This window comes from Nakamurella multipartita DSM 44233 (genome assembly GCF_000024365.1).
Lineage (GTDB): Bacteria > Actinomycetota > Actinomycetes > Mycobacteriales > Nakamurellaceae > Nakamurella > Nakamurella multipartita.
Window position 1 is genome coordinate 4,860,383 of sequence record NC_013235.1, and the last position, 25,164, is coordinate 4,885,546.

24 protein-coding genes are annotated in these 25,164 nt (G+C 70.6%); 9 read left to right on the forward strand and 15 right to left on the reverse strand.

Going from position 1 to position 25,164, the window contains the following annotated elements; genetic code table 11:
- Nucleotides 1–72: 72 nt before the first annotated feature.
- Genes cysD through NAMU_RS21730 form a run of 5 tightly spaced genes read right to left on the reverse strand, consistent with a single transcriptional unit; the run spans nucleotide 73 to nucleotide 4,247 of the window.
- Nucleotides 73–1,002: a sulfate adenylyltransferase subunit CysD gene (gene cysD / locus NAMU_RS21710; RefSeq protein ID WP_015749488.1), complete on the reverse strand. Its 930-nt coding sequence runs from the start codon at nucleotides 1,000–1,002 to the stop codon at nucleotides 73–75.
- Nucleotides 999–1,586 (reverse strand): adenylyl-sulfate kinase, encoded by a 588-nt coding sequence (gene cysC / locus NAMU_RS21715; RefSeq protein WP_015749489.1) that lies wholly within the window; start codon nucleotides 1,584–1,586, stop codon nucleotides 999–1,001. The genes cysD and cysC overlap by 4 nt, the downstream gene beginning before the upstream one ends.
- A complete protein-coding gene (locus NAMU_RS21720) occupies nucleotides 1,583–2,290 on the reverse strand; it encodes a phosphoadenylyl-sulfate reductase (RefSeq protein WP_015749490.1) in 708 nt (235 codons plus the stop codon). The genes cysC and NAMU_RS21720 overlap by 4 nt, the downstream gene beginning before the upstream one ends.
- Complete coding sequence (locus tag NAMU_RS21725) at nucleotides 2,287–2,469, reverse strand: hypothetical protein (protein WP_015749491.1); 183 nt, start codon at nucleotides 2,467–2,469, stop codon at nucleotides 2,287–2,289. Before NAMU_RS21725 ends, NAMU_RS21720 begins: the two co-directional genes overlap by 4 nt.
- The gene (locus NAMU_RS21730) at nucleotides 2,469–4,247 is read right to left on the reverse strand and encodes a nitrite/sulfite reductase (RefSeq protein WP_015749492.1); all 1,779 of its coding nucleotides are present in this window, start codon (nucleotides 4,245–4,247) and stop codon (nucleotides 2,469–2,471) included. The genes NAMU_RS21725 and NAMU_RS21730 overlap by 1 nt, the downstream gene beginning before the upstream one ends.
- Before the next feature lie 350 nt (nucleotides 4,248–4,597).
- Between NAMU_RS21730 and NAMU_RS21735 the strand changes: the two genes are divergently transcribed.
- Together NAMU_RS21735 and NAMU_RS21740 are read left to right on the forward strand one after the other, a co-directional pair.
- Nucleotides 4,598–5,500: a hypothetical protein gene (locus NAMU_RS21735; RefSeq protein WP_015749493.1), complete on the forward strand. Its 903-nt coding sequence runs from the start codon at nucleotides 4,598–4,600 to the stop codon at nucleotides 5,498–5,500.
- 91 nt (nucleotides 5,501–5,591) lie between these two features.
- Nucleotides 5,592–6,443 carry an aldo/keto reductase gene (locus tag NAMU_RS21740; protein WP_015749494.1) on the forward strand — a complete coding sequence of 284 codons (852 nt, stop codon included), beginning with the start codon at nucleotides 5,592–5,594 and terminating at the stop codon, nucleotides 6,441–6,443.
- 66 nt (nucleotides 6,444–6,509) lie between these two features.
- Here NAMU_RS21740 and NAMU_RS21745 read toward each other — a convergent pair whose 3' ends face one another.
- The gene (locus tag NAMU_RS21745; RefSeq protein WP_015749495.1) at nucleotides 6,510–7,460 is read right to left on the reverse strand and encodes a sulfotransferase domain-containing protein; all 951 of its coding nucleotides are present in this window, start codon (nucleotides 7,458–7,460) and stop codon (nucleotides 6,510–6,512) included.
- A gap of 389 nt (nucleotides 7,461–7,849) precedes the next feature.
- On the opposite strand from NAMU_RS21745, the gene NAMU_RS21750 reads away from it, so the two are divergent.
- Together NAMU_RS21750 and NAMU_RS27725 are read left to right on the forward strand one after the other, a co-directional pair.
- Nucleotides 7,850–9,046, forward strand: a complete 1,197-nt coding sequence (locus NAMU_RS21750; RefSeq protein ID WP_015749496.1) for a DNA recombination protein RmuC — start codon at nucleotides 7,850–7,852, stop codon at nucleotides 9,044–9,046.
- Complete coding sequence (locus NAMU_RS27725; RefSeq protein WP_015749497.1) at nucleotides 9,043–9,510, forward strand: DUF6542 domain-containing protein; 468 nt, start codon at nucleotides 9,043–9,045, stop codon at nucleotides 9,508–9,510. Before NAMU_RS21750 ends, NAMU_RS27725 begins: the two co-directional genes overlap by 4 nt.
- 44 nt (nucleotides 9,511–9,554) lie before the next feature.
- Here NAMU_RS27725 and NAMU_RS21760 read toward each other — a convergent pair whose 3' ends face one another.
- Complete coding sequence (locus NAMU_RS21760; RefSeq protein WP_015749498.1) at nucleotides 9,555–10,535, reverse strand: 4-hydroxy-3-methylbut-2-enyl diphosphate reductase; 981 nt, start codon at nucleotides 10,533–10,535, stop codon at nucleotides 9,555–9,557.
- An 88-nt stretch (nucleotides 10,536–10,623) separates the two neighbouring features.
- Here NAMU_RS21760 and NAMU_RS27730 point away from each other — a divergent pair, with 88 nt between their 5' ends.
- Genes NAMU_RS27730 through NAMU_RS21775 form a run of 3 tightly spaced genes read left to right on the forward strand, consistent with a single transcriptional unit; the run spans nucleotide 10,624 to nucleotide 13,172 of the window.
- Complete coding sequence (locus NAMU_RS27730; protein WP_169312535.1) at nucleotides 10,624–11,556, forward strand: lipid droplet-associated protein; 933 nt, start codon at nucleotides 10,624–10,626, stop codon at nucleotides 11,554–11,556.
- Between the two features lie 28 nt (nucleotides 11,557–11,584).
- Nucleotides 11,585–12,883 (forward strand): exodeoxyribonuclease VII large subunit, encoded by a 1,299-nt coding sequence (xseA, locus tag NAMU_RS21770; RefSeq protein WP_015749500.1) that lies wholly within the window; start codon nucleotides 11,585–11,587, stop codon nucleotides 12,881–12,883.
- Between the two features lie 19 nt (nucleotides 12,884–12,902).
- A complete protein-coding gene (locus tag NAMU_RS21775; protein WP_015749501.1) occupies nucleotides 12,903–13,172 on the forward strand; it encodes an exodeoxyribonuclease VII small subunit in 270 nt (89 codons plus the stop codon).
- Here NAMU_RS21775 and panD read toward each other — a convergent pair.
- From panD to dhaL, 4 genes are all read right to left on the reverse strand, one after another.
- Nucleotides 13,131–13,547, reverse strand: coding sequence for an aspartate 1-decarboxylase (gene panD, locus NAMU_RS21780; RefSeq protein WP_015749502.1), 417 nt, complete (start codon nucleotides 13,545–13,547; stop codon nucleotides 13,131–13,133). The two genes, NAMU_RS21775 and panD, sit on opposite strands and share 42 nt — an antisense overlap.
- 353 nt (nucleotides 13,548–13,900) lie before the next feature.
- Nucleotides 13,901–14,656, reverse strand: coding sequence for an SDR family oxidoreductase (locus NAMU_RS21785; RefSeq protein ID WP_015749503.1), 756 nt, complete (start codon nucleotides 14,654–14,656; stop codon nucleotides 13,901–13,903).
- 75 nt (nucleotides 14,657–14,731) lie between these two features.
- Nucleotides 14,732–15,727, reverse strand: a complete 996-nt coding sequence (gene dhaK, locus NAMU_RS21790) for a dihydroxyacetone kinase subunit DhaK (protein WP_015749504.1) — start codon at nucleotides 15,725–15,727, stop codon at nucleotides 14,732–14,734.
- Nucleotides 15,724–16,359, reverse strand: coding sequence for a dihydroxyacetone kinase subunit DhaL (gene dhaL, locus NAMU_RS21795; RefSeq protein WP_015749505.1), 636 nt, complete (start codon nucleotides 16,357–16,359; stop codon nucleotides 15,724–15,726). Before dhaL ends, dhaK begins: the two co-directional genes overlap by 4 nt.
- Before the next feature lie 270 nt (nucleotides 16,360–16,629).
- Between dhaL and NAMU_RS21805 the strand changes: the two genes are divergently transcribed.
- Nucleotides 16,630–17,643: a PHP domain-containing protein gene (locus tag NAMU_RS21805; protein WP_015749506.1), complete on the forward strand. Its 1,014-nt coding sequence runs from the start codon at nucleotides 16,630–16,632 to the stop codon at nucleotides 17,641–17,643.
- Between the two features lie 20 nt (nucleotides 17,644–17,663).
- On the opposite strand, the gene NAMU_RS21810 is transcribed toward NAMU_RS21805, so the two are convergent.
- Nucleotides 17,664–18,233, reverse strand: coding sequence for a DUF4245 domain-containing protein (locus NAMU_RS21810; RefSeq protein ID WP_015749507.1), 570 nt, complete (start codon nucleotides 18,231–18,233; stop codon nucleotides 17,664–17,666).
- Between the two features lie 158 nt (nucleotides 18,234–18,391).
- Between NAMU_RS21810 and NAMU_RS21815 the strand changes: the two genes are divergently transcribed.
- Nucleotides 18,392–19,813: a class II fumarate hydratase gene (locus NAMU_RS21815; protein WP_015749508.1), complete on the forward strand. Its 1,422-nt coding sequence runs from the start codon at nucleotides 18,392–18,394 to the stop codon at nucleotides 19,811–19,813.
- 90 nt (nucleotides 19,814–19,903) lie between these two features.
- Here the strand turns inward: NAMU_RS21815 and NAMU_RS21820 are convergent, their stop codons facing one another.
- From NAMU_RS21820 to NAMU_RS21830, 3 genes are all read right to left on the reverse strand, one after another.
- Nucleotides 19,904–21,301 carry an IS110 family RNA-guided transposase gene (locus tag NAMU_RS21820; protein ID WP_041368389.1) on the reverse strand — a complete coding sequence of 466 codons (1,398 nt, stop codon included), beginning with the start codon at nucleotides 21,299–21,301 and terminating at the stop codon, nucleotides 19,904–19,906.
- 318 nt (nucleotides 21,302–21,619) lie between these two features.
- Nucleotides 21,620–23,017, reverse strand: a complete 1,398-nt coding sequence (locus tag NAMU_RS21825; RefSeq protein WP_041368389.1) for an IS110 family RNA-guided transposase — start codon at nucleotides 23,015–23,017, stop codon at nucleotides 21,620–21,622.
- Between the two features lie 324 nt (nucleotides 23,018–23,341).
- Nucleotides 23,342–25,027: a cytochrome c-type biogenesis protein gene (locus tag NAMU_RS21830; protein WP_015749509.1), complete on the reverse strand. Its 1,686-nt coding sequence runs from the start codon at nucleotides 25,025–25,027 to the stop codon at nucleotides 23,342–23,344.
- Between the last annotated feature and the right edge of the window lie 137 nt (nucleotides 25,028–25,164).

A 25,164-nucleotide genomic window follows, 5' to 3' on the forward strand; every position in this document is an offset into this window, starting at 1 on the left:
CGGTATCGACCCCGGCGGCGCCCGCACCGACCACCTCGGTGACCGCAGCGCTGTCGTTCACAACCGTGCTCACTAGAAGTATCCCTCGCGCTTGCGGTCCTCCATGGCGGCCTCACCGAGCTTGTCGTCGGCCCGGGTGGCGCCGCGCTCGGTAATCCGGGTGGCGATGATCTCCTCGATGACCGCCTGGACGTCGGTGGCCTGCGAATCGACGGCGCCGGTGCAGGACATGTCGCCGACGGTGCGGTACCGAACCCAGCGGCGCTGCAGGGTCTCCCCCTTGGCCGGGCCGCCCCACTCACCGGGGGTCAGCCACATGCCGTTGCGCGAGAAGACCTCTCGCTGGTGGGCGTAGTAGATCTCGGGCAGGTCGATGCCCTCGGCCTCGATGTAGTTCCAGACGTCCAGCTCGGTCCAGTTGGACAGCGGGAACACCCGGACGTGCTCGCCCGGCGCGTGCTTGCCGTTGTACAGGCCCCACAGCTCGGGCCGCTGCTTGCGCGGATCCCAGCCGCCGAAGGCGTCCCGCAGCGAGAAGATCCGCTCCTTGGCCCGGGCCCGTTCCTCGTCGCGGCGGGCGCCCCCGATCACCGCGTCGTACTTCTCGGCGACGATGGTGTCGACCAACGGCACCGTCTGCAGCGGGTTGCGGGTGCCGTCGGGACGCTCGCTGAGCCGACCGTCGTCGATCCAGTCCTGCACCTTGGCCACGGCCAGCCGCAGGCCGCCCTCGGCGACCACCCGGTCCCGGAAGGCCAGTACCTCGGGGAAGTTGTGCCCGGTGTCCACGTGCAGCAGCGAGAACGGCAGCGGCGCCGGGTGGAACGCCTTACGGGCCAGGTGCAGCACGAGCACCGAGTCCTTGCCGGCGGAGAACAGGATGACCGGCTTGTCGAACTGCCCGGCCACCTCCCGCAGGATGTGGATGGACTCGGACTCCAGCGCCCGCAGGTGCGGGCTGGCGACCCGCCGGGTGGCCAGGCCGTCGGCGGTGGCCGTCATGCCAGTCCTCTTTCGGTCAGCAGGTCCAGCAGCAGAGCGATCGAGCGGGCCTGGTCGACGGTCGAGGTGTCGATCCGCAGGTCCGGGTCGGCCGGAATCTCGTAGGGGTCGTCGACCCCGGTCATCGAGCTAATCTCACCGCGATAGGCCTTGGCGTACAGGCCCTTCACGTCCCGATCGGCGCAGACCTCGACCGGCGTGGACAGGTGCACCTGCAGCAGCGGGGTGCCCCGGTCGGCGTGATGTGCGCGGACCCGGTCCCGGGCGTCGGCGTAGGGGGCGATCACCGGCACCAGCACCAGCACGCCGTGCCGGGCCAGCAGCTCGGCCACGAAACCGATGCGGGTGACCTGGGTGTCGCGGTCGGCCTTGCTGAAGCCCAGGCCGGCGGACAGGTGCGTGCGCACCTCGTCGCCGTCCAGCAGTTCGGTCTCGACGCCCCGGGCGGCCAGCACCTCGATCAGCGCGCGGGCCAGCGTCGTCTTGCCCGCGCTGGGCAGGCCGGTCAGCCACAGGGTGGCGCCCGGCCGGGTTCGGTTCCCGGCCGCGGCCCCGCCTTCGGCGAGAGTCTGAGTTGTCGTCATGTATTGATCCCACATTCGGTCTTGGTGAGTCCGGCCCAGCGGCCGGCCCGAGAGTCCTGGCCCGGCAACACGCGCCGGGTACAGGGCTCGCAGCCGATCGACGGGTACTCGTCGGACAGCAAAGGATTGACCAAAACGTTGTTGCGCTCGATGTAGTGGGCGACATCGTCGTCGGACCACGCGGCCAGGGGGGCGATGCGGACCTTTCCGCGTTTGGCGTCGAACTGCACGACCGGGGTGTTCGCCCGGGTGACGGCTTCGGAGCGCCGCATCCCGGTGGCCCAGGCCTCGTACCCGCGCAGCGCCTTGTTCAGCGGCGCCACCTTGCGCAAAGCACAGCACAGGTCCGGATCCCGCGCGAACAGATCCTTGCCGTGTTCGGCGTCCTGCTCGGCCACGGTCTGCAGCGGCAACAGCCGGCGCAGGGTCACCGGGTACACCGCCTCGATCGCGTCGGCCGTGCCGATCGTCTCGATGAAGTGGTACCCGGTGTCCAGGAACAGCACGTCGATCCCGGGCACGACGACGGACGCCAGGTGGACGAGCACGTTGTCCTGCATCGACCCGGCCACCGCGAACCCCGGGCCGAACTCGTCGGCCGCCCACCGCAGGATCTCCTGCGCCGACGCGTCGGCCAACTCGCGAGCCCCGCGCTCGGCGATCACCTCCAGCTCGGCGGGCGTCCGCAGCGCCGCGATCGTCATGATCCGCTCCCCTGCGTCGCCGGGGCACCGGAGGACCGACCGGTCAGCCCGATGAACTTGACCGAGAACACCCGCAGGCAATCCCGGCAGCTCCAGGCCCCGTGGCCGGATTCGTCCGGCCACAGGTTCGTCTCCCCGCAGTACGGGCAGTACTGGGCCGGGGCGCGGTTCTCGCTCATCAGCGCAACGCTTCTTCGTCGGCGCGGGCCACCCACTGGGCGAACCGTTCGCCCTCGTGCCGCTGCGCGTCGAAGGACTTCACGACCCGCTCGATGTAGTCGGGCACGTCGTCACCGGTGATCTTGTGGCCGCGAACCTTGCGACCGAAGCCGGCGTCCAGCCCCAGGCCGCCGCCCAGATGCACCTGGAAGCCCTCGACCTGCTCGCCGGCGTCGTTGGTGACGATCATTCCCTTGAGGCCGATATCGGCGATCTGGGTACGGGCGCACGCGTTCGGGCAGCCGTTGATGTTGATGGTGATCGCCGGCAGCTGCGCGGCCTGCTCGCCGAACCGGTTCTCCAACTCGTCGACCAGGGCGATTCCGCGGGCCTTGGTGTCGACGATGGCCAGCTTGCAGAACTCCAGGCCGGTGCAGGCCATCATGTTGCGCCGGAAGGTGGACGGGGTGACCGAGAGACCGAGCTCGTCCAACCCGGCAACCAGGGAATCGACCTGGTCGGGCTCGACGTCCAGGATGACCAGGCCCTGGTCGGTGGTCATCCGGATGCGATCGCTGCCGTGCGCCGCCACCAGGTCGGCCAGCTTGATCAGCAGGGTGCCGGTGACCCGGCCGACCGTCGGGTTGACCCCGACGTAGAGCCGGCCGTCGTTCTGCGGGTGCACGCCGACGTGGTCGCGGGGGCCGTCGTAATCGACCGGCGCCGGGCCGTCGATCAGCGGGCGCTTGAGGTACTCGGATTCGAGAACCTCACGGAACTTTTCCACGCCCCAGTCGGCGACCAGGAACTTCAGCCGGGCCCGGTTCCGCAGCCGGCGGTACCCGTAGTCGCGGAAGATGGAGATGACCCCGGCCCACACGTCGGGCACCTCGTCCAGCGGCACCCAGGCGCCCAGCCGCTGCCCGAGCATCGGGTTGGTGGACAGGCCGCCGCCCACCCACAGGTCGAAGCCCGGTCCGCGCTCGGGATGCACGACGCCGACGAAGGCGATGTCGTGGATCTCGTGGGCCACGTCGTGCCGCGGCGATCCGGAGATGGCCGTCTTGAACTTGCGGGGCAGGTTGGAGAACTCCTCGCTGCCGATGTAGCGACGCAGGATCTCGTGCACGGCGGGGGTGCCGTCGATGATCTCGTCGGCGGCCACCCCGGCCAGCGGGGAGCCCAGGATCACCCGGGGCACGTCGCCGCAGGCCTCCGCGGTGGTCAGGCCGACCCCTTCGATGGCCTCCCAGATGTCGGGCACGTCCTGCACCTGCACCCAGTGCAGCTGGATGTTCTGCCGGTCGGTCAGGTCGGCGGTGTCCCGGGCGTACTTCGCGGAGACCTCACCGACGGTGCGCAGCGCGTCGACCGAGAGCTGTCCGCCGTCGATGCGCACCCGCATCATGAAGTACTTGTCCTCGAGCTCCTCGGGCTCCAGGACCGCGGTGCGGCCACCGTCGATGCCCGGGGCGCGCTGGGTGTACAGGCCCCACCAGCGGAAACGCCCCCGCAGGTCGGCCGGGTCGATGTCGTCGAAGCCGGTGTGCCGGTAGCGGTTCTCGATCCGGGCCCGCACGTGCAGCCCGTCGTCGTCCTTCTTCATCCGCTCGTTGGGGTTCAGCGGCTCGCGGTAGCCCAACGCCCACTGCCCCTGACCACCGGGACGGCCGTGCCGGGCTCCCCGGGCCGGGGCGGGTCGACGCGCGGGTCGATCGGCCGCCGGTTGCGCGGTGGCGTCGACCGGTCGCGATCCGTGATCGACCGAGGTCTCGGTGGCAGGCTGTGCGGTGGGCATCTGGATCCTTGGCGGAGTAGCCGGTGCCGTCCGGCCGGACACGACGAGTGCGCTGGTGGGCGACCGCGGGCCGAGCAGACAGCCCGGCGCAGTGAGCGGCGGCGGGTGTCAGGCGGCGAGGCAACAGGCAGCGCTGGCGACGCGCACGAGGTCAACCTCGCGGCGGCACACCAAAGGCACTCCCTGGACAGACATAGGCCGAATCATACCGTGGTTCGCCCCGTTCCCGGATCGGCCGAACGAGGGCGATCGTCGGGTGCCGTTCTCGCTGTCCGTATGCTCGCCCGCGATCCGGACGGACGACCCCGCCGGGGCGACCGAGTGTGCGAGGTTCCACGGAAGGACCAGGCGTGACGATCCTGGAAAAAATCGGCCGAGCGCTGGCCGACGAACCGGCGACCGTGGTCGTCGAACCGCCCGGTGTCGGCCACGGCTTCTGGGCCGGCGGCCCCAGCGTCGTGCACACCGACGGGCGCTTTCACCTGGCCTATCGGCTGCGCCGGCCGGTCGATCAGGGACGCGGCTACGCCAACGTGGTCGCCACCTCCGACGACGGGATCCACTTCACCACGGTGGCCACCCTGCCCGTGGAGATGTTCGCCAGCGCCTCGCTGGAACGGCCGGCCCTGATCCGCCGACCCGACGGTGGTTGGCGGATCTATGTGAGCTGTTCCACATTCGGCTCCAAGCACTGGTGGGTGGAGGCGGTCGACACCGCGCCCGGCGGGGACATCGCCGACCTGGCTGCGGGCACCCGCACGGTGGTGCTGGCCGGCGACGCAACCTCGGCCTGGAAGGACGTCGTGGTCACCCGGGAGGGCGCCGCCTGGCAGATGTGGGCCTGCGAACACCTGCTCGACCAGGGTGACGACGAGGCCGACCGGATGCGGTCGGTCTATCTGACCAGCACCGACGGTCTGACCTGGACGCCGCAGCGGATCGCGCTGGCGCCCACCCCGGGCCGCTGGGACGGCCGGGGGGTGCGCATCACCAGCGTCTGGCGCTCCGGTGATCAGTGGCTGGCCAGCTACGACGGCCGGGCCAGCGCCGCCGAGAACTGGTTCGAACGGACCGGCTTGGCCGTCGGGGCGAGCCCGGCGGAGTTCGCGCCGGTGGCCGGACCGATCGACCGCGACGGCCACACCCTGCGCTACGTCACGCTGGCCCAGCTGCCGGCCGGCCTGCAGGTGTACTTCGAGGCCCAACGCCCGGACGGGTCCAACGACCTGCGGACGGTGTTCGTCCCGGCCTGACACCATTGTTCTGAATCGATCTTTGCCGGGCGCGTACGGTCGAGACTGTTTGTGCACAGCCGCACCACGTGAAGTCCGGAAAGGTCAATTCATGCCCGAAACAGTCGCGGTTCCCACCGTCGAACTCAACAATGGCGTCAGCATCCCCCAGCTCGGCTTCGGGGTTTTCCAGGTCAAACCGGACGAGACGGCCGCCACCGTCACCGCCGCCCTGGACGCCGGTTACCGGCACATCGACACCGCGCAGATGTACGGCAACGAGAAGCAGGTGGGCGAGGCCATCACCGCCTACGACATCGACCCGGCCGAGGTCTTCGTCACCAGCAAGCTCAACAACGGCTTCCACGCCTACGACGACGCCCTGCGCGCCTTCGACCAGAGCCTGGCCGACCTGCAGCGCGAGCAGATCGACCTGTTCCTGATCCACTGGCCGCTGCCCGAGGTCGGGTTCGACGACGCCTGGCGCGCGCTGGAGAAGGTCTACGCGGACGGGCGGGCGCGGGCCATCGGCGTCTCCAACTTCCAGCCGCATCACCTCCGCCGGCTGCACGAGGAGTTCACGGTGCCGCCGGCGGTGAACCAGATCGAGGTGCACCCGTACCTGACCCAGACCGAGCTGCTGGCGTTCGACGCCGAGCACCAGATCGCCACCGAGGCCTGGTCGCCGATCGCCCAGGGACTGGTGCTGACCGACCCGGTGATCGTCGACGTCGCTGAGCGGTACCAGCGGACGCCGGCCCAGGTCGTGCTGCGCTGGCACATCCAGCTGGGCAACATCGTCTTCCCGAAGTCGACCTCGCCGGCGCGGATGGCCGAGAACTTCGCCATCTTCGACTTCGAGCTGGATCAGACCGACCTGGCGCTGATCTCCGCGCTCAACCGGGACGAGCGCACCGGCCCCAACCCGGACGAGTTCAACTGGATTCCCGGGCAGCCCCGCTGACCGCCTGATCGGCCGCCCGGCCCGGACCCGATGGGGCCGGGCCGGGCCGGCCGGTGTCCGCCGGCGTCAGGTCCGTTCGGTGAAGGCGCCCCGTCCCTTGTCGTTGAGCCAGTCCGAATGGTCGACGCCGGTCAGCTGCGACAGCAGCGCATTGTCCGTCCGGAAATAGGGCAACAACTGCCGGCGCTGTTCCACCGGCAGCGACGGTCGCCGGTGATGTCCGCGCTGCAACACCGCCAGCAGCGGCTTTTCGACCTGCCGCCACACCTGCGGCGGCAGGTGCGCGCCGGCGGCCGCCCCGACCCGGAAGCCCTTTTGCACGGCACGGTTGATCGCGGTGTCGGGCACCCAGTCCTTGACGTTGGCGCCCGGAATGGTGGTCACCACGCCGGTGCGCACCCCGAGGAACTCGCAGATCCGGTCCAGGACCTGGGCGGTGTCGTCGATGAGCTGCCGGTAGCGCAGCACGAACACCTGCTCGCGCGGGAACACCGAGTACAGGTGCTCGAGCTGCTGGCCGTAGAGCCCGGTCTCCAAATACCGCCAGAATGGGGCGTAGCCGGCTTCGATCCGGGATCGCTCCAGCTGGCAGGCGGTGAGGAAGTCGGCCTCGGGCTCGAGACCGTCGCACCACAGGTGCACCCAGTTGGAATAGGCCCGATCGATCGGGTCGCGCACGACCGCGATCATCTTGACCTCGGGGATCAGCGCGTGGATCCGCCGGTGCGCGGCCGTGTCCCACAGGTAGAACGGCGTCGACTCGCCGCGCAACACGCCGGCTGGAGCGGCCTGGAACAACCGCTCGTAGGCGGACCGGTCCCAGATCCACTCCTGGGCGCTGTGCGCGTCGCCCGGGCCCTTCTGGTGCGCCGGGTCCGGCGGCCGTTCGTCGCAGAGGAAGAATTTCGGTTCCTTGGGTGTGGACAGGAACAGGTCTGGGTGCGGCACCAACGCGTCGTGCAGTGCGGTCGAGCCACACTTGGGCGAGCCGATGATCAGGAAGTCAGGAAGAGCCATCTGGGGTTCACTCCGATGCCGGCGGCAGAAATCGGTACGGGAGCACGCGGCGGTGCGTACCTGCGGGAGATCAGCGAGAAAGACTGTCGACGACGGTGCCGACGGCCCGGACAACCACTCGGCACACGTCTCCGAGGAGCGGGTCGAATCACGGCGGCGACCAGGCGGCGGTGCCCGAGCGGGCCCGGACCGCGGCGGATCAGGAACAGGCGGCGCTGGCGACGCGCACGAGGTCGATCTCGCGGCGACGCACCAACCGCAGACCCGTGCCCGTCATGGTCGGGAAGATTAGTGCATGACGACGGGGGTGCGCGCGGCACCGGAGCCGACCCGGCCGGTCGCGGCCCGGCGTCCGGGCACTGTCGGAGTCCCCGGGCATCATCACGGCCATGGACACATCCGGCTTGCTCCTGGGCGCGCTGCTGCTGGCGGTCGGTGCCGCGATCGGCTTCGTCGTCGGGCTGAGCGTGGGTCGAGCCCACCCACGGGATCAGCGCTCGGCGGCGGAGCTGGACGCGTTGCTGGCGCCGGCCTCCGACGCGATGCAGCGGGTGGAGCAGCACCTGCACGAGGTGGAACGGGATCGCGCCGCCGCCTACGCGGGCCTGCGCGAGCAGGTGTCGGCCCTGCATCTGACGTCCGCCGATCTCAACCGGCACACCCGGGCCCTGGCCGGGGCGCTCAGCGCGCCGCAGGTGCGGGGGCGATGGGGAGAGATGCAGTTGCAGCGGGTGGTCGAGCTGGCCGGGATGGTCGAGCACTGCGACTTCGACACCCAGGTCGGCGTGCGCTCGGACGATCCGGAGGCGGCCGGCGTCCGCCCGGACATGATCATCCGGTTGGCCGGGGGACGCCAGATCCCGGTCGATGCCAAGGTCCCCTTCGCCTCCTACCTGGAGGCGGCCGAATGCACCGACGAGCGGCGGCGGTCCGCACTGCTGGCCGCGCACTCCCGCGCGCTGCGCAGCCATGTGGACGCGTTGGCGGCCAAGGCCTACTGGCGGCACTTCCAGCCGGCCCCCGAGTTCGTCGTGCTGTTCGTACCGGGTGAGCCGTTGCTGGACGCCGCCTTGGCCGTCGACCCGGGTCTGGCCGACTACGCCTTCGCCCGCAACGTCGTCATGGCCACCCCGACGTCGCTGATCGGCCTGCTGCGCACGGTCGCGCACGTCTGGCGGCAGGAGCGGTTGTCGGCCTCGGCAGCCCAGGTGCACGAGCTGGGTCGGGATCTGCACCGCCGCCTGGCCACCCTGGCCGGGCACCTGACCACCCTGGGCGCCAGCCTGGATAAGGCGGTGCGCGCCTACAACGGCACGGTGCGCTCGCTGGAGTCGCGGGTCCTGGTCTCGGCCCGCAAGCTGGCCGATCTGGGGGTCACCGGGGAGGAGCTACCCAGTCCGGCCCAGGTCGAGACCACCACGTTGGTGCCCCAGGAGGCGGCCTACGCTCGCGCCGCGGACCCGCTGGACGCGGCCGCCGAGTTCCAGGCGCAGGCCGCCGTGCAGCGGGAGGCGGCCGAGGCGGCGTATGCCGCGCGTGTGCACACATCCCCTTTACCGATCCGGGACGCTACCGTTGACCGGTGACGACGAATACTGCGACCCGACCACGGCTGGCCGACGCCTCGGTGGTGTCGTCGGTTCGCGGTTGGCCGTCCTGGGCGGTCATCGTGCTGGCCCTGCTGTGCACCCTGGCCGGCGCCGCGATCGACGGGCTGACCACCGGGACGCTGGCGTGGGGGCTGCGCATCGGCTTCTATCTGGGTGTGGTGGGCGCGGCCCTGCTGGTCCGCCGCGGCTCGATCTTCACCGCCATGGTGCAGCCGCCGCTGGTGCTGGTGGTCGGGCTGGTGGTGGGCGGGATGCTGTTCACCGACGCCGGTGGGCTGTACGGAACGGCCCTGCGGCTCATCGCGACGTTCCCGACGATGGCCATGGGCACCGCCGCGGCCATCCTGATCGGCCTGATCCGTATCGTGGCGCAGCCCCTGAAGAATTCCGCGGCCAAGCGCGCCGCGGCCGGCGGCACCCCGCCGCCCGCGCACCACTGACCCGGCGGCGCCCCGGGCGCCAGCGGTCCGAACCCGGAACCGGCTCAGCTGCCCCCGCGAGTGGAGGCCGCCGGCCGGCGCAGTTCCTTGGGCAGCGAGAACGTCAGCGTCTCGGTCGCCGCGGTGAACTCCTCGGCCGGCGGAAAGCCCCGTTCCTGCAGGTGGGCCAGCACTCCTTCAACCAGGTCGTCGGGCACCGAGGCCCCACTGGTCACCCCGACGGTGTGCACCCCGTCCAGCCAGGCCTCGTCGATCTCGCCGGCGTCGTCGACCAGGTAGGCGGTATCGGCCCCGGCTCCCAGCGCCACCTCGACCAGCCGCACCGAGTTGGACGAGTTCGTCGACCCGACCACGATCACCAGGTCGCAGTCCGCGGCGATCTGCTTGACCACTTCCTGCCGGTTCTGGGTGGCGTAACAGATGTCGTCGCTGGGCGGCGAGGTCATCAGCGGGAAGCGCTTGCGAAGCAGATCGACGGTGCCCAATGTCTCATCCACCGACAGCGTGGTCTGCGAGAGCCAGATCACCTTTTCCGGGTCGCGCACGGTCACCGCATCGACGTCGGAGGCATCGTTGATCAGCTGGATCGCCTCGGGCGCCTCCCCGTGGGTGCCCTCGACCTCCTCGTGCCCGCGATGGCCGATGAGCAGGATGTCGTAGTCCTCGGCGGCGAACCGCCGGGCCTCCTTGTGCACCTTGGTGACCAGCGGGCAGGTCGCGTCGATCACCTGCAGCTGCCGGCGCGCGGCCTGCTCGTGCACGGCCGGGGACACCCCGTGCGCCGAGAAGACGACGATCTCACCCTCCGGGACCTCGTCGGTCTCCTCCACGAAGATCGCCCCGCGGGACTCCAGGGTGGCCACCACGTGCTTGTTGTGCACGATCTGCTTGCGCACGTACACCGGCGGCCCGTACTGCTCCAGGGCCTTCTCGACGGTGACGACCGCGCGGTCGACCCCCGCGCAGTAGCCGCGCGGGCTGGCCAGCAGGACGCGCTTGGCGGGCGAAGAGGTCGGGGCGGTCATGGGTCAATCGTAGGTGTGTTGCCGGTCCACGATGCCCGGCGACGGCACCGGCGTGCGGGCCGGCCGGCCGATGCGGCAGTCTGGTGACATGGCCATCACGCTGCCCCTGCCGGTGCGGGTCGCCGCCGGCCTGCTCGTCACCGGCATCCAGCTGGTCCGTTCCCTGCCTGAGGAGATCCCGGGGATCCCGGTCACCCTGGTCGGCAACGCCATGCGCCTGTCGATGAAGGTCCAGCAGGAGATCACCACGCTGGCCACCCGGGGTGATGAGCTGCTCGGCGGCATCATCGGCGGGCGGGCTCAGGAGAACCCCAGCTGGGCGACCTTCGACGAGGACAAGCCGACGTCCGCGGTCAAGGCCCCGAGCCGGCCGTCCGCGACGCCGACGGTTCGGACCAAGCCGGCGCCGCCCGCGCCGACGCCGGCGGTCTCACCGGCCCCCCACCCGGCTTCGACGCCCCCGCCGGTGGTGCAGACCCCGCCCGCCACGCCGGACGTCCCCGTGGCCGCGTCGCTGGCCGCCGTGCCGGACCTGCCCGAGCCCGATGCGGACGAGCCGGACCGGCATCAGCCGGAAGCGACCTCGCTGTCGGACATCGACACGACCGCGACCGAGGCGGCCGCCGAGGTACCGGCCGCGCTGATCGACGCCGCCCTGCACGCCGTACCCGACCGGCCGGCCCCCGACCAGGCCGACGGCACCGACGAGCCCCAGGCGGCCGAGACCGACGACCCCGCGCCCCGGGATTCGACGGCCGAAGCCCAAGGGGCGGCCACACCGGCCGAGTCCACCGAGTCAACCGAGCCGGCCGGCGACGATCCGGCGGTCGAGCCCGACGGTCCGGCCACCCTGCCCGGCTACGACGCGATGACGTTGGCCCAGGTCCGCGGACATCTGCGGGAGCTGTCCGTGGCCGACGTGACGGACCTGCTGGCCTACGAGCAGGCCGGCGAGAACCGGGCGCCGTTCCTGACCCTGCTGAGCAACCGGCTGGTCACCCTGGGCGCCCAGGAATCGTGACCGCCCGCCCCGCTCGGTGCCCGGCGGCATGACCGGCGAACCCCACCGCGCAGCACCGGCCTCGACCGCCCCGCCGTCCCAGTCCCGCCCGCCGCTGCCGACCAAGGCGGCCGAGACCAGCCGGGAGAATCCCTGGCCGGTCCGGGCACTGGCTCAGCGGATGACCGAGTACGTGGCCCGGGCGCCCGCCGCCTGGGTGGAGGGTCAGCTCGCGCAGGTCACCATGCGCGGCGGCAGCCAGGCCTCGTTCCTGACCCTGCGCGACCCGTCGGTGCCGATGTCGCTGCAGGTGGTGTGTTCCCGCGCGCTGCTGATGTCGATGAACCCGCCGCCGTCCGAAGGATCGCGGGTGGTGGTGCACGGCCGGTTCGAGTTCTATCCCGCCCGCGGCACCCTGAGCTTCAAGGTCGATCAGATGCACCCGGTCGGCATCGGCGAGCTGCTGGCCCGGCTGGAGCGGCTGCGGCGGCTGCTGGCCGCCGAGGGGCTCACCGACCCACGGCGCAAACGGCCGTTGCCGTTCCTGCCCACCGTCGTCGGCCTGATCACCGGACGGGCCAGCGCCGCCGAGTCCGACGTGCTGGCCAACGCCCGGGCCCGCTGGCCGGCCGTCCGGTTCCGGGTGGAGAACCCGGCCGTGCAGGGGGTGTCCGCGGTCACCCAGATCATCGAGTCGCTGGCCCGCCTGGACGCCGACCCCGAGGTCGACGTCATCGTGCTGGCCCGCGGCGGCGGCAGCATGGAGGATCTGCTGCCGTTCTCCGACGAAGCCCTGTGCCGGGCGGTGTCCGGCTGCCGCACCCCGGTGATCGCGGCGATCGGTCACGAACCGGATCACCCGATCGTCGACGACGTCGCCGACGTCCGCTGCTCCACCCCCACCGACGCCGGCAAACGCGTGGTCCCCGACGCCCTGGCCGAACGCCGGCAGGTCGAGCAGTGGCAGGCCCGGGCCCGGCGGGCACTGACCGGCTGGGTGAGCACCGAACAGGCCCGGCTGCACCGGCTGACCAGCGCGAGTGTGCTGGCCGATCCGTTCAGCCCGCTCGACCGGCGCCAGCGTGAGGTCGAGCGCGACCGGGACCGCGGCCGCGCGAGCCTGGACCGGACGCTGGAGCGGATGGAGCGGGACATCGCCCACCGGCGGGCCCAGCTGGCCGTCCTGGGGCCGGCCGCGACCCTGGCCCGCGGTTACGCGGTCGTGCAGAGCGCCGGCGCGGTCCTGCGGTCGGTCGCCGACGCCCCGGCCGGGGCCGACCTGCGGATCCGGGTGGTCGACGGCGCCGTGCTGGCCGTCAGTACCGGCCCCGAGCCGGCGAGCGAATGATCGGGAAGGGACGAACGCGATGACCCCGTCGTCGAAGGATGCGCCGAGCACGGCGCAGCGGGCCGCCAGCTACGAGAGCGCCCGGGACGAGCTGGCCGAGGTGGTGGCCCGGTTGGAGGCCGGCGGCCTGTCGTTGGACGAGTCGCTGACCCTGTGGGAGCGCGGCGAGAAGCTGGCCGCCATCTGCACCCGGTTCCTGGACGGGGCTCGGGAGCGGGTCGAGCAGGCGCTGCGGACCGCCCCGGACTCAGGAGCGGCCGATGCCGGTGGGGATGAGCCCGAAGCCTGACGGCACGTCCCCCGGGTCGGTGCCCAGCTGCACGATGTGGTTGAACCCGTCGACGAACACGACGTGCGGAGCGCGGCTGCGCGCCTCGGCGTCGGTCAGCAGGCCGTAGGCGATGATGATCACGATGTCGCCCGGGTGGACCAGGTGGGCGGCGGCCCCGTTGATGCCGACCGTGCCCGACCCGGGCTCGCCGGCGATCACGTAGGTGCTCAGCCGGGCCCCATTGGTCACGTCGACCACGTCCACCTGCTGCCCCGGCAGCAGATCGGCCGCGTCCAGCAGCTCGGAATCGATGGTGATGGACCCGACGTAGTCCAGATTCGCCTCGGTCACCGTGGCCCGGTGAATCTTGCCGAGCAGCATCGGTCGCAGCATCGCTCGCCTCCCGGCCAGGTGGTGGGTCGTGATCGGGTCAGGAACCGCAGGAGCAGCAAAGTCACGGTGGTGAAGGGACCGCGGCCACGTTGCCGCGGTGGATACCAGTATCGGGTCAGCGCGACCCCGGGGTGCGGTGAGGGTCGTCACACCAGCCAGTGGCGGCTGCCGACCGGCGCCCAGTCGCACGGACCCTGGTCGACCTGGGCCGCTACCGGCGCGACTCCACTCCACCCCGATGTTCCTCACTCCACATCGGTGTTCCGAACTCCACGTCGACACGGAGTACCGAACACCACCATGGAGTAGAGCCCGCCGTCGCGGAGTAGAGCCGGCGTGAGCGAAGCTCGCCGTCAGCCCCGGCCGACGAACGGCATCTTGGTCGCCATCACCGTCATGGTCGGCACGTTGGCCGCCAACGGCAACGAGGCCATGAACGCCACCCCGCGGCCCACCTCCCGCACGTCCATCGTCGGTTCGACCATCAGGCCGCCGTGCGGCTGCGGGGTGCCCTCCCCCCACCGGGCCGTCAGGTCGGTGGCCGCGTTGCCGATATCGATCTGCCCGCAGGCGATGTCGTAGGGCCGGCCGTCCAGCGACAGCGACTTGGTCAGTCCGCTGATCGCGTGCTTGGTGGTCGTGTAGGCCAGCGCCCGCACCCGTGGGGTATGCGCCGAGATCGAGCCGTTGTTGATGATCCGGCCGCCCTGCGGGTCCTGCGCCTTCATCACCCGGAACGCCTCCCGGGCGCACAGGAACGCGCCGGTCAGGTTCACCGCGACCACCGCGGACCATTCGGCCAGCGGGATCTCGTCCGGGTCCCGGGACGGCGCGAACATCCCGGCGTTGTTGAACAGCAGGTCGACCCGGCCGAAGTCGGCCACCGCGCCGTCGAACACACCGACCACCGACGCCTCGTCGGTGACGTCGGCCGGCCGGGCCACCAGGGACCCGGGCAGCGACGCCCCGTCGGCGACGACGTCGTCCAGCGGACCCGGCCGCCGCCCGACCAGCACCACCCGCCAGCCGTCGGCGGCCAGCGCGAGCGCGGCCGCCCGGCCGATCCCGGTGCCGCCGCCGGTGACCACCGCGACCCGAACCTGCTGCATTGCATGAGCCTTCCGCGTCCGACCCGGCGGGCGCGGACGCGCCCACCGGGCCTCGATGCTGTCACACCGGGCGGGTCAGAAGACCCGGTTGGGGATCTCCGCCGGCGCCTCCAGCAACTCCTCGATCTCGTCGTCGAGCCGGACCAGGGTCAGTGACGCCCCGGCCATGTCCAGGGAGGTGCAGTACTCGTTGACGTAGCTGCGGGCGACCGTGATGCCCTTGGCCGCGAGTTGCTGATGGGCCCGCCGGAACAGGATGTACAGCTCGCTGATCGGCGTACCGCCGAGCCCGTTGATCATCAGCGCCACCCGGTCGCCGGACCGGTAGGGCAGGTCGTTGACGGTGGCGTCCAGCAGCAGGTCGACGATCTCGTCGGCCGTCTTGATCTTGACCCGTTCCCGGCCGGGTTCGCCGTGGATGCCGACGCCGACCTCCATCTCGTCCTCGGCCATCTCGAACAGCGGCTCGCCCTTGGCCGGCGGGGTGCAGGCGGTCAACGCCACGCCCATGGTCCGGGTGACGTCGTTGACCTTCTTGCCGATCCGGATGACCTCCTCCAGGCTGTCGCCGCGTTCGCTGGCCGCACCGACCGCCTTGATGACGAAGAAGTTCCCGGCCACCCCGCGCCGGCCGATGGTGTACAGCGAGTCCTTGACCGCGACGTCGTCGTTGATCATCAGGATCTCGACCTTGACCCCGTCGGACTCGGCCATCTCCTTACCCATCTCGAAGGCCATCCGGTCGCCGGTGTAGTTGTTGACCAGCAGCAGCACGCCCTTGGGCGAGGCGAGTCGTCTGGCCGTCTCGTACACGTAGTCCATCGGCGGGGCGGCGAAGACATCCCCCGGACAGGCGGCGTCCAGCATGCCCTTGCCCACCACCATGACGTGTGCGGGTTCGTGACCGGATCCGGACCCCTGGACGATGGAGACCTTGTCCGCGCGCGGCGCGTCGGCCCGCATGATCAGGTTCCACTCGGGCTCGTACCGCAGCGTGTTGGGGTTGGCCAGGGCCAGTCCCTCCAACATCTCCGGAACGAATGACTTCGGGTCGTTGACGAACTTCTTCATGCCTGCGCCTCCTTGGCGAATGCCTGGTTGATCTGTTCGACGATCACGGCCACGGCCATCGCCCCGGCGTCGACCGAACCCCGGGACCGCTCCCCGGTGTACGACGCGCGCCCGCGCCGGGCGACCATGTCCTTGGTCGCCTCGGCCGCGTCGCGAGTGGTGGCCGACACCGCCGCCAACGTGGTCGCCGCGTCCGACCCGTTCTTGATTTCCTGCTCCAGCCGGTCGGTCAGCGGGACCAGCGCATCGAGCAGGGTCTTGTCGCCGACGTCGGACTGGCCGCGGGCCTTGATGCCCTCGATGGCGTTGCGCAGCATCGCCACCGCCTTCTCGCCGTCGACGTCGTCGCTGCCCGCGGTCATCCCGGCCCGCAGGAAGGCCGTCCCCCAGATCGGCCCGGAGGTCCCGCCGATCCGCGAGGAAATGATCATTCCGGTCTTCTTCAGGAAGGTGCCGGCGTCGGTCCGGTCGATCTCGTCCCAGCCCTCGAGGACCTTCTCGAAGCCGCGGGCCAGCGAATACCCGAAGTCCCCGTCACCGACCACGGCATCCAGGTCGCCGAAGTACTTCTCGTTGTCGACCGCGGTCCGGGCGATCGTCTGCACGACGAGCTCGACCTGATCTTGGCTCATGGCCAGCACATCCTTCTCGTGTCGGGGTCGGGGAACTCGGCCGGGGCACCGCGGGGCGACGGTGGATCGGGGCCGGCCCGGTGCGGTTCCGGGACGTCGGTCGGGGCGAGGTGCGGCGCCCAGGCCCGACCGGCGGCGCGGAACGAGTCCGCCGGCCGGTCCGGTGAGTTCCCGTCCTCGACGACGAGCATCACCCGACCATACGAACGCATGGAGTTCGCGGCAACGGCTGGACCGGACCAGCACGACCGGCTCGCCTAGGGTGCAGCCATGGATCCGATCGCCGCCCTGCGCCGCATCGGCTTCCTGCTGGAGCGGGAGCGGGCCCCCACCTACCGGGTCCGGGCGTTTCGTAACGCGGCCCTGACGCTGGCCGGGTTGCGTCCGGACGAGCTGGACCGGCGCGCCGCGGACGGCACGCTCACCGAGCTGCCGGGCATCGGCAAGACCACCGGGACGGTGATCGGGCAGGCCCTGGCCGGGCAGGTGCCGCAGTATCTGGCCGATCTGGAGGCCGGGGTCCAACCGCTGACCACCGGGGGTGAGGGGATCCGCGCGCAGCTGCGCGGCGACCTGCATGCGCACAGCGACTGGAGCGACGGGGGCAGCCCGATCCAGGAAATGACGGTCACCGCTCAGGAGCTGGGCCACGAGTACCAGGCGCTGACCGATCACTCGCCGCGGCTCAAGGTGGCCAACGGGTTGTCGGCCGATCGGCTGCGCCGGCAACTGCGCATCGTGGCCACCCTCAACGAGCACCTCGGTGACTTCCGGCTGCTCTCGGGCATCGAGTGCGACATCAACGATGACGGCACCCTGGACCAGAGCGATCAGCTGCTCGGGCGGGTCGACGTGGTGGTCGCCTCGGTGCATTCCAAGCTGCGGTCGGATTCGGGGTCGATGACCCGGCGGATGCTGCGGGCGATCGCCGACCCGCACACCGACATCCTGGGGCACTGCACCGGGCGGCTGGTCACCGGCGGTCGCGGCACCCGGCCGCCCAGCCAGTTCGACGCGGATCGGGTGTTCGCGGCCTGCGCCGAGCACCAGGTGGCCGTGGAGATCAACAGCCGGCCGGAGCGGCTCGACCCGCCGATGCCCCTGCTGCGGCAGGCGGTGGCCGCGGGCTGCCTGTTCAGCATCGACACCGACGCGCACGCCCCGGGCCAGCTGGACTGGCAGGCCTACGGCTGCGCCCGGGCCGAGGCGGCGCAGGTGCCGGTGGACCGGATCGTCAACACCTGGCCGCTGGATCGGCTGCTGGACTGGACCAACCGCGGCTGACCGGGCCTCCGGCCGGCCGGTTACGAGGTGGCCGGCGTGCCCTGGTCGGCGGCCACAGCCAACGCCCGGAACTGCTCGGCGGTGGCGCTGCCGGTGATCAGGTAGGTCACGTCGCCGGCCGGTCGCACCCAGGCGACCTCGTCCCGGCGACCCGGCACGATCGTCCAGGTCGTGCCGTCCACGTCGACGGTGCCGGCGGCCGACCGGGCCGCGCCCAGCTCGGCCGTCTGGATCTGCGGCAGTTCACCGGTGGACTGGACCAGCGTGACGAACCGGTTGTCCTCGGTCAGCCACCCACCGCGGACCGCCGCCGGCTGCACGGCCGTGCCCGGCGCGGCGGTGAAGGTGAACGAGTTCGGCTGCCAGCCGTCGGGCAGGGCGGCCGGCACGATCACCGGGAAGCCGACCAGCGGCGCCGCCCGGGTCAGCCCACCGGTGACGTCCGCGGTGGGAGCCTGGCCCGCGCTCGGCCCGCCGGGGGCGAAGCTGGCCTGGCCGTACAGGAACATCAAGCCGAAGGCGACGACGGCCAGCACGACCGCGGCCACCGCCATGTCGCGCAGGGTCTTGGGTCGCCGGGTGACTGCCACCCGCCCATCGTCCCACGCGCTGCGGCGGGTCCGGCCCCGCGCGCGCCTCCCCCCTCGGACGGGGCCCCCGGGCGCCGGCGGCGAGTGTGACCGAAATCCGCTATGGCCTTCCTCGTTGGGCGCAGCCTGGGCGCGGCCGCCCCGATAGCGTCTTGGCCATGGCTGAACACGACGACGTGACCCCCGGCTCCACCGACGTGGAGTACCGCATCGAACACGACACCATGGGCGAAGTGCGGGTGCCCAAGAACGCGAAGTACCAGGCGCAGACGCAGCGGGCGGTGGAGAACTTCCCGATCTCCGGTCGGGCCCTGGAGCGGACACAGGTCCGGGCGCTGGCCCTGATCAAGGCGGCCGCGGCCAAGGTGAACGCCAAGCTGGGCGTCATCCCGGAGGACATCGGCGCCGCCATCGAGCGGGCCGCCCACGAGATCGCCCGCGGCCGGTACTACGAGGACTTCCCGCTGGACGTGTTCCAGACCGGGTCGGGCACCAGCTCGAACATGAACACCAACGAGGTCATCTCGACGCTGGCCACCGAGTCGCTGGGCCGCAAGGTCCACCCCAACGACCACGTCAACGCCTCGCAGTCGTCCAACGACGTCTTCCCGACCTCGATCCACGTGGCCGCCACCGAGATGGTCGTCTACAAGCTGATCCCGGCGCTGGCCCATCTGGAGAAGGCCCTGGAGGACAAGGCGCAGGCCTGGTCCGAGGTCGTCAAGTCCGGCCGCACCCACCTGATGGACGCCACCCCGGTCACTCTGGGCCAGGAGTTCGGCGGCTACGCCGCGCAGGTCCGGCTGGGCCAGGAGCGGCTCAAGGCCTCCCTGCCCCGGCTGGCCGAGCTGCCGCTGGGCGGCACCGCCGTCGGCACCGGCATCAACACTCCCCCCGGCTTCTCAGCCGCCGTCATCGGCGAGCTGGCCCACATCACCAGCCTGCCGTTCACCGAGGCCCGCAACCACTTCGAGGCCCAGGCGTCCCGCGACGGCCTGGTCGAGACCTCCGGCCAGCTGCGGACCATCGCGGTCAGCCTGACCAAGATCTGCAACGACCTGCGCTGGATGGGCTCGGGCCCGACCGCCGGCCTGGGCGAGATCGCCCTGCCCGACCTGCAGCCGGGGTCCTCGATTATGCCCGGCAAGGTCAACCCGGTGCTGCCGGAGGCCACGCTGATGGTCTGCGCCCAGGTCATGGGCAACGACGCGACGGTGGCCTTCGCCGGCTCCCAGGGCAACTTCGAGCTCAACGTCATGTTCCCGGTGATCGGCCGGAACCTGCTGGAGTCGATCAACCTGCTGGCCAACGCGAGCCGCGTGCTGGCCGACCGCTGCATCGTCGGCACGGTCGCCAACGTCGAGCGGTGCCGGGCCTACGCCGAGTCCTCGCCGTCGATCGTGACCCCGCTGAACAAGTACATCGGTTACGAGGAAGCGGCCAAGATCGCCAAGCTGGCCCTCAAGGAGGGCAAGACGATCAAGCAGGTCGTGCTCGAGCGCGGCCACGTCGAGAAGGGCAACCTGACCGCCGAGCAGCTCGACGCCGCGCTCGACGTGCTCTCGATGACCCACCCGTAACTCGCGGTTCGCTGACCGGAAAATCAACGTGCCGTTGGGCAGCCAAGGGTGACCCGTGGTGGTGACCATCGGGTTGAGTGGGTGTCGGGTTTAGGCGGCCGCGGTCAGGGTGACGTTGAAGCCGAGGGCTTCGAGTTGCCGGACGTGGTTACGGGTTCGGCGTCCGATGTCGATGCGTTGGTCGTTGAAGTCGACGCCGAGGTCGTGGAAGGTCGTGCCGGGGTTGGCGAGCAGGTGCCAGATGATGACAAGGATGGATCGGGCGATGGCGACGATCGTTTTGAGTTTGCCGCGGCGTTTGATCAGGCGTCGATAGCGTTCTCCCAGGAAGGTTTGGGTCTTGCCGCCGGTCGCGGCCGCTTCACCGAGCACGGCGCGCAGGTAACGGTTGCCCTTGCCGGTCTTACCGGTTGTTGATCGTTTCCCGGACTGGATCGTGCGGGGGCACAGCCGGGTCCAGGACACCAGATGGCCAGCGGTCGGGAACCGGCTCATGTCCAGCCCGATCTCGGCGATGATGACCTGTGCGTTGCTTGGGCCGATCCCGGGTATCTGGTCCAGGATCTTGATCATGTCTGCGGCCGTCGGCGGTGTCCGGCGCTGGGCCGCCTCGTCGGCGGGTGCGTTCGCCCTCGTACCGGGCCGAGTTTGGCCATCCGGTGCGGGGCGGTCCGGATCGGGGGTGTTACCGGCCGGCAACCTGGCCAGGAGTGCCTCGATGCGTGCGGTCAGGACGTCGATCTGATCGGTCAGCGTGTCGATCTGATGCAGCAGCATCCGGGCCAGCTCGGCGTGATGATCGTCGAACTGACCGGTCAGCGACTCGACCAGGTCGGCGTGCTTGAGCCGCATCCGGCCGCGGGCCATGCCGGCCAGAACCCGCGGGTCCCGCTGGCCCGCGATCAGGGCCTCAATCATGTCCCGGACGGACAGGGTGTCGATCCTGCTCGCCACGGAGGTGACCTTGATCAGGGCGTCCTCCAGCAGCTTCTCCAGCCGTTGCCAGTACCTGGTCCGGTCGCCGGTCAGATCGGCCCGCATCCGGGTGTAGTCGCGCAACTGCCGGACCTGCGCTGATGGCACGAACGATGGACGCAACAGCCCCTTCTCGGTGAGCTTGGCCAACCACACACTGTCCAGCTTGTCCGTTTTGGGGCGACCGGGGACGTTCTTGACATCGCGGGCATTGACCAACTGCACGTCCAGGCCATGAGCTTCCAGCAGATAGAACCAGATCCGCCAGTAGTCCGAGGTCGATTCCAGGGTCACCTTCTCGATGCCCTGGTCTGACAGCTGTGCGGCCAGGCCCAGGACCGCTCTGGTTCGGGCCGGGACGTCCCAGACTTTGCTCACTCGCCGACCCGTCCCGGACGCGGCTGGTACGCGAACGCAGACTGTGCCCGAGTCCTTGCCCACGTCGATCGCGCAGACCCGCTGCACGATCTGTTCATGGGGTTCGTCGAGGATCTCCTCGACCTGTTTGGTCATCACACCGCGTCGCTCCTTCCCTGAGGTGCACCACCGCCACGGCGGGCTGCCCGGGGGCCTCGGTCGGGAACCGAAAATCTGACCGGCGTGCTCGAAGCAACAGTGCGTGACCCGTCAAGGTCGGGCCCCGGCGCCAGACTGATCAACGGGCTCGAAGCTCAAGCGAACGAATCGGCGTCGACAGGCAACCCACCACCCATTTTCACGCCGTCGTGGCGTCACCGGAAGGGACAGGGTGACTGACCGGAAAATCAACGTGCCGTTGGGCAGCCAAGGGTGACCCGTGGTGGTGACCATCGGGTTGAGTGGGTGTCGGGTTTAGGCGGCCGCGGTCAGGGTGACGTTGAAGCCGAGGGCTTCGAGTTGCCGGACGTGGTTACGGGTTCGGCGTCCGATGTCGATGCGTTGGTCGTTGAAGTCGACGCCGAGGTCGTGGAAGGTCGTGCCGGGGTTGGCGAGCAGGTGCCAGATGATGACAAGGATGGATCGGGCGATGGCGACGATCGTTTTGAGTTTGCCGCGGCGTTTGATCAGGCGTCGATAGCGTTCTCCCAGGAAGGTTTGGGTCTTGCCGCCGGTCGCGGCCGCTTCACCGAGCACGGCGCGCAGGTAACGGTTGCCCTTGCCGGTCTTACCGGTTGTTGATCGTTTCCCGGACTGGATCGTGCGGGGGCACAGCCGGGTCCAGGACACCAGATGGCCAGCGGTCGGGAACCGGCTCATGTCCAGCCCGATCTCGGCGATGATGACCTGTGCGTTGCTTGGGCCGATCCCGGGTATCTGGTCCAGGATCTTGATCATGTCTGCGGCCGTCGGCGGTGTCCGGCGCTGGGCCGCCTCGTCGGCGGGTGCGTTCGCCCTCGTACCGGGCCGAGTTTGGCCATCCGGTGCGGGGCGGTCCGGATCGGGGGTGTTACCGGCCGGCAACCTGGCCAGGAGTGCCTCGATGCGTGCGGTCAGGACGTCGATCTGATCGGTCAGCGTGTCGATCTGATGCAGCAGCATCCGGGCCAGCTCGGCGTGATGATCGTCGAACTGACCGGTCAGCGACTCGACCAGGTCGGCGTGCTTGAGCCGCATCCGGCCGCGGGCCATGCCGGCCAGAACCCGCGGGTCCCGCTGGCCCGCGATCAGGGCCTCAATCATGTCCCGGACGGACAGGGTGTCGATCCTGCTCGCCACGGAGGTGACCTTGATCAGGGCGTCCTCCAGCAGCTTCTCCAGCCGTTGCCAGTACCTGGTCCGGTCGCCGGTCAGATCGGCCCGCATCCGGGTGTAGTCGCGCAACTGCCGGACCTGCGCTGATGGCACGAACGATGGACGCAACAGCCCCTTCTCGGTGAGCTTGGCCAACCACACACTGTCCAGCTTGTCCGTTTTGGGGCGACCGGGGACGTTCTTGACATCGCGGGCATTGACCAACTGCACGTCCAGGCCATGAGCTTCCAGCAGATAGAACCAGATCCGCCAGTAGTCCGAGGTCGATTCCAGGGTCACCTTCTCGATGCCCTGGTCTGACAGCTGTGCGGCCAGGCCCAGGACCGCTCTGGTTCGGGCCGGGACGTCCCAGACTTTGCTCACTCGCCGACCCGTCCCGGACGCGGCTGGTACGCGAACGCAGACTGTGCCCGAGTCCTTGCCCACGTCGATCGCGCAGACCCGCTGCACGATCTGTTCATGGGGTTCGTCGAGGATCTCCTCGACCTGTTTGGTCATCACACCGCGTCGCTCCTTCCCTGAGGTGCACCACCGCCACGGCGGGCTGCCCGGGGGCCTCGGTCGGGAACCGAAAATCTGACCGGCGTGCTCGAAGCAACAGTGCGTGACCCGTCAAGGTCGGGCCCCGGCGCCAGACTGATCAACGGGCTCGAAGCTCAAGCGAACGAATCGGCGTCGACAGGCAACCCACCACCCATTTTCACGCCGTCGTGGCGTCACCGGAAGGGACAGGGTGACTGATCAAAGCCGCGCCGGCCTGCCCCTGGAGGCGGGTTCGGCGCGGCTTTGATCAGCGGTGCGGGCGGGTGGGACCCGACCCGCTCAGCGGGACCGCGGGCCGGTGTCGGTCGGGCCGTCGGACTCGTCGCTGCTGTTCGGGTCGCGGCCGTTCGGATCGTCGCTGTTCGGATCGCGGCCGTTCGGATCGTTGAAGTCCGGCCGGAACTGCGCCGTCCGGGGACCCTGCTCCGGCGGCTGCGACTGCGGCTGCGGAGTCGTCGGCGGGCCGGCCGGACGCTCGCTCGGGCCGCCCGAGAACTCGGGCGGGACCGTCCAGTCGGGGGCCGGACCCCGACCCGGACCACCCTGACCCGGACCGCCCTGACCCGGACCGCCCTGACCCCGGCCGGCCTGACCCGGCGGGATGACCTGGGTCGGATCGCTTTGGTACTGCCCCGGATCGGGCGGGATGTACTGGGTCGGACCGGCCGGCGGGTCGTACCGGGTCGGCGCGTTCGGGTCGACGCCGTAGGGGTGGTTGCGCCCGGAGAGCAGGCCGTAGGGATCGGCCCCCGGCGGCGGTCCGCTGGGCCGCGGATCGGCCGGCGGCATCATCATCGTCGGCGCGTCGGCCATCGGGTCGTAGGGCGGCTGCTGCCGGTTGGCGGCGTCCGCCAGCTGCCGTTCCTGCTCGGCCCGGGCCGCCTCCTTGTTCCGGCGGTCGACGACGAACCAGGTGATCAGCCCGGCCAGCACGACCAGGGCCAGGATCAGCCAGATCCACCAGTTCGAGCCGCCGGAATCGCCCCCGCTGTCGGTGCTGGTCGTGGTCGCCGCGGTCGTCGGGGCCAGGCTGCTGGAGCTCGCCGCGCTGCTGGTCTGGCTCGTCGACGTCGGCGACGGGCTGGGCGAGGGGGTCGGGCTCGGCGTCGGCGTGGGGCTCGGGGTGGGGGTCGGCACGACCACCTGGAAGCTGGCCACCCCGACCGTGCCGGACTGGGCGCCGATCGCCTCCAACCGGTGCGCGCCGTCCACGAAGTCGGCCGGGACCACGAAGTCGACCCGGGCCACCCCGGTGGGATCGGCGGTGACCGGCGACAGGGTGACCGGCTCGGAGAACAGGGTCAGGTTGACCTGCTCACCGCCCTTGAAGCCGGAGAAGATCACCGACTGGGTCGCCCCGGGGGCAATGGTCGGCGAGCCGACCTGCTGCACGATCGCGCTGGTCGGCGTGGACGGCGCCGACGACGTCGGCGCCTTGAAGCCCAGCGGGATCCGGTTGTCCAGCGATGGCTCGCTGCCGTCGTCGCTGACCGTGTACAGCGCGCAGGCCGACTTGACGCAATCGACGGACCCGCCGGCCACCGAGGGCAGGGCCAGGGTCACCTGGAAGCCGCCCCCGTTCCAGTTGGCCACGTTGACCCCGGTGCCGCTGGCCACGATGTGCGCCCACGCCCCCGGGGTCGGGTTGGTCGGGACGGGCCCGCCGACGCACTGGTCCAGGTTCGGGGTGGCCCCGGCGTCCCGGCAGACCGCGACGTACATGCCGCCGGGATCGGTCCCGAAACCCTTGCCCTGGACCTTGATCGAGGCACCGGTGTCGGCGAGGTCGCTGGTCGGGTCGACGATCAGCGTCGCCTCGCCGTTCGCGCTGGTCACCGGGGTCCCCACGGCCTGCGCCGAGGACGCCGTGGTGGTCGCCTGCGCGGGTAGGGACGCGACGGTCGCCGCCAGGGTCCCGGTGGCCGCCACGGCCAGGGCGAACGCACCGATTCGAGCCCGCATCATCCTCGTCCTTCGTTCATTCGAGCCGGGCGGCAGGGCCCGGCGACTTCTCGGGCCACTGTGCCGCCTGGCCCCCTCCGATGCATCTCGACCCGCCGCGGAGCGCCGGCCGGAGCTGGGCACCCGTCGCGCCGTGGGGT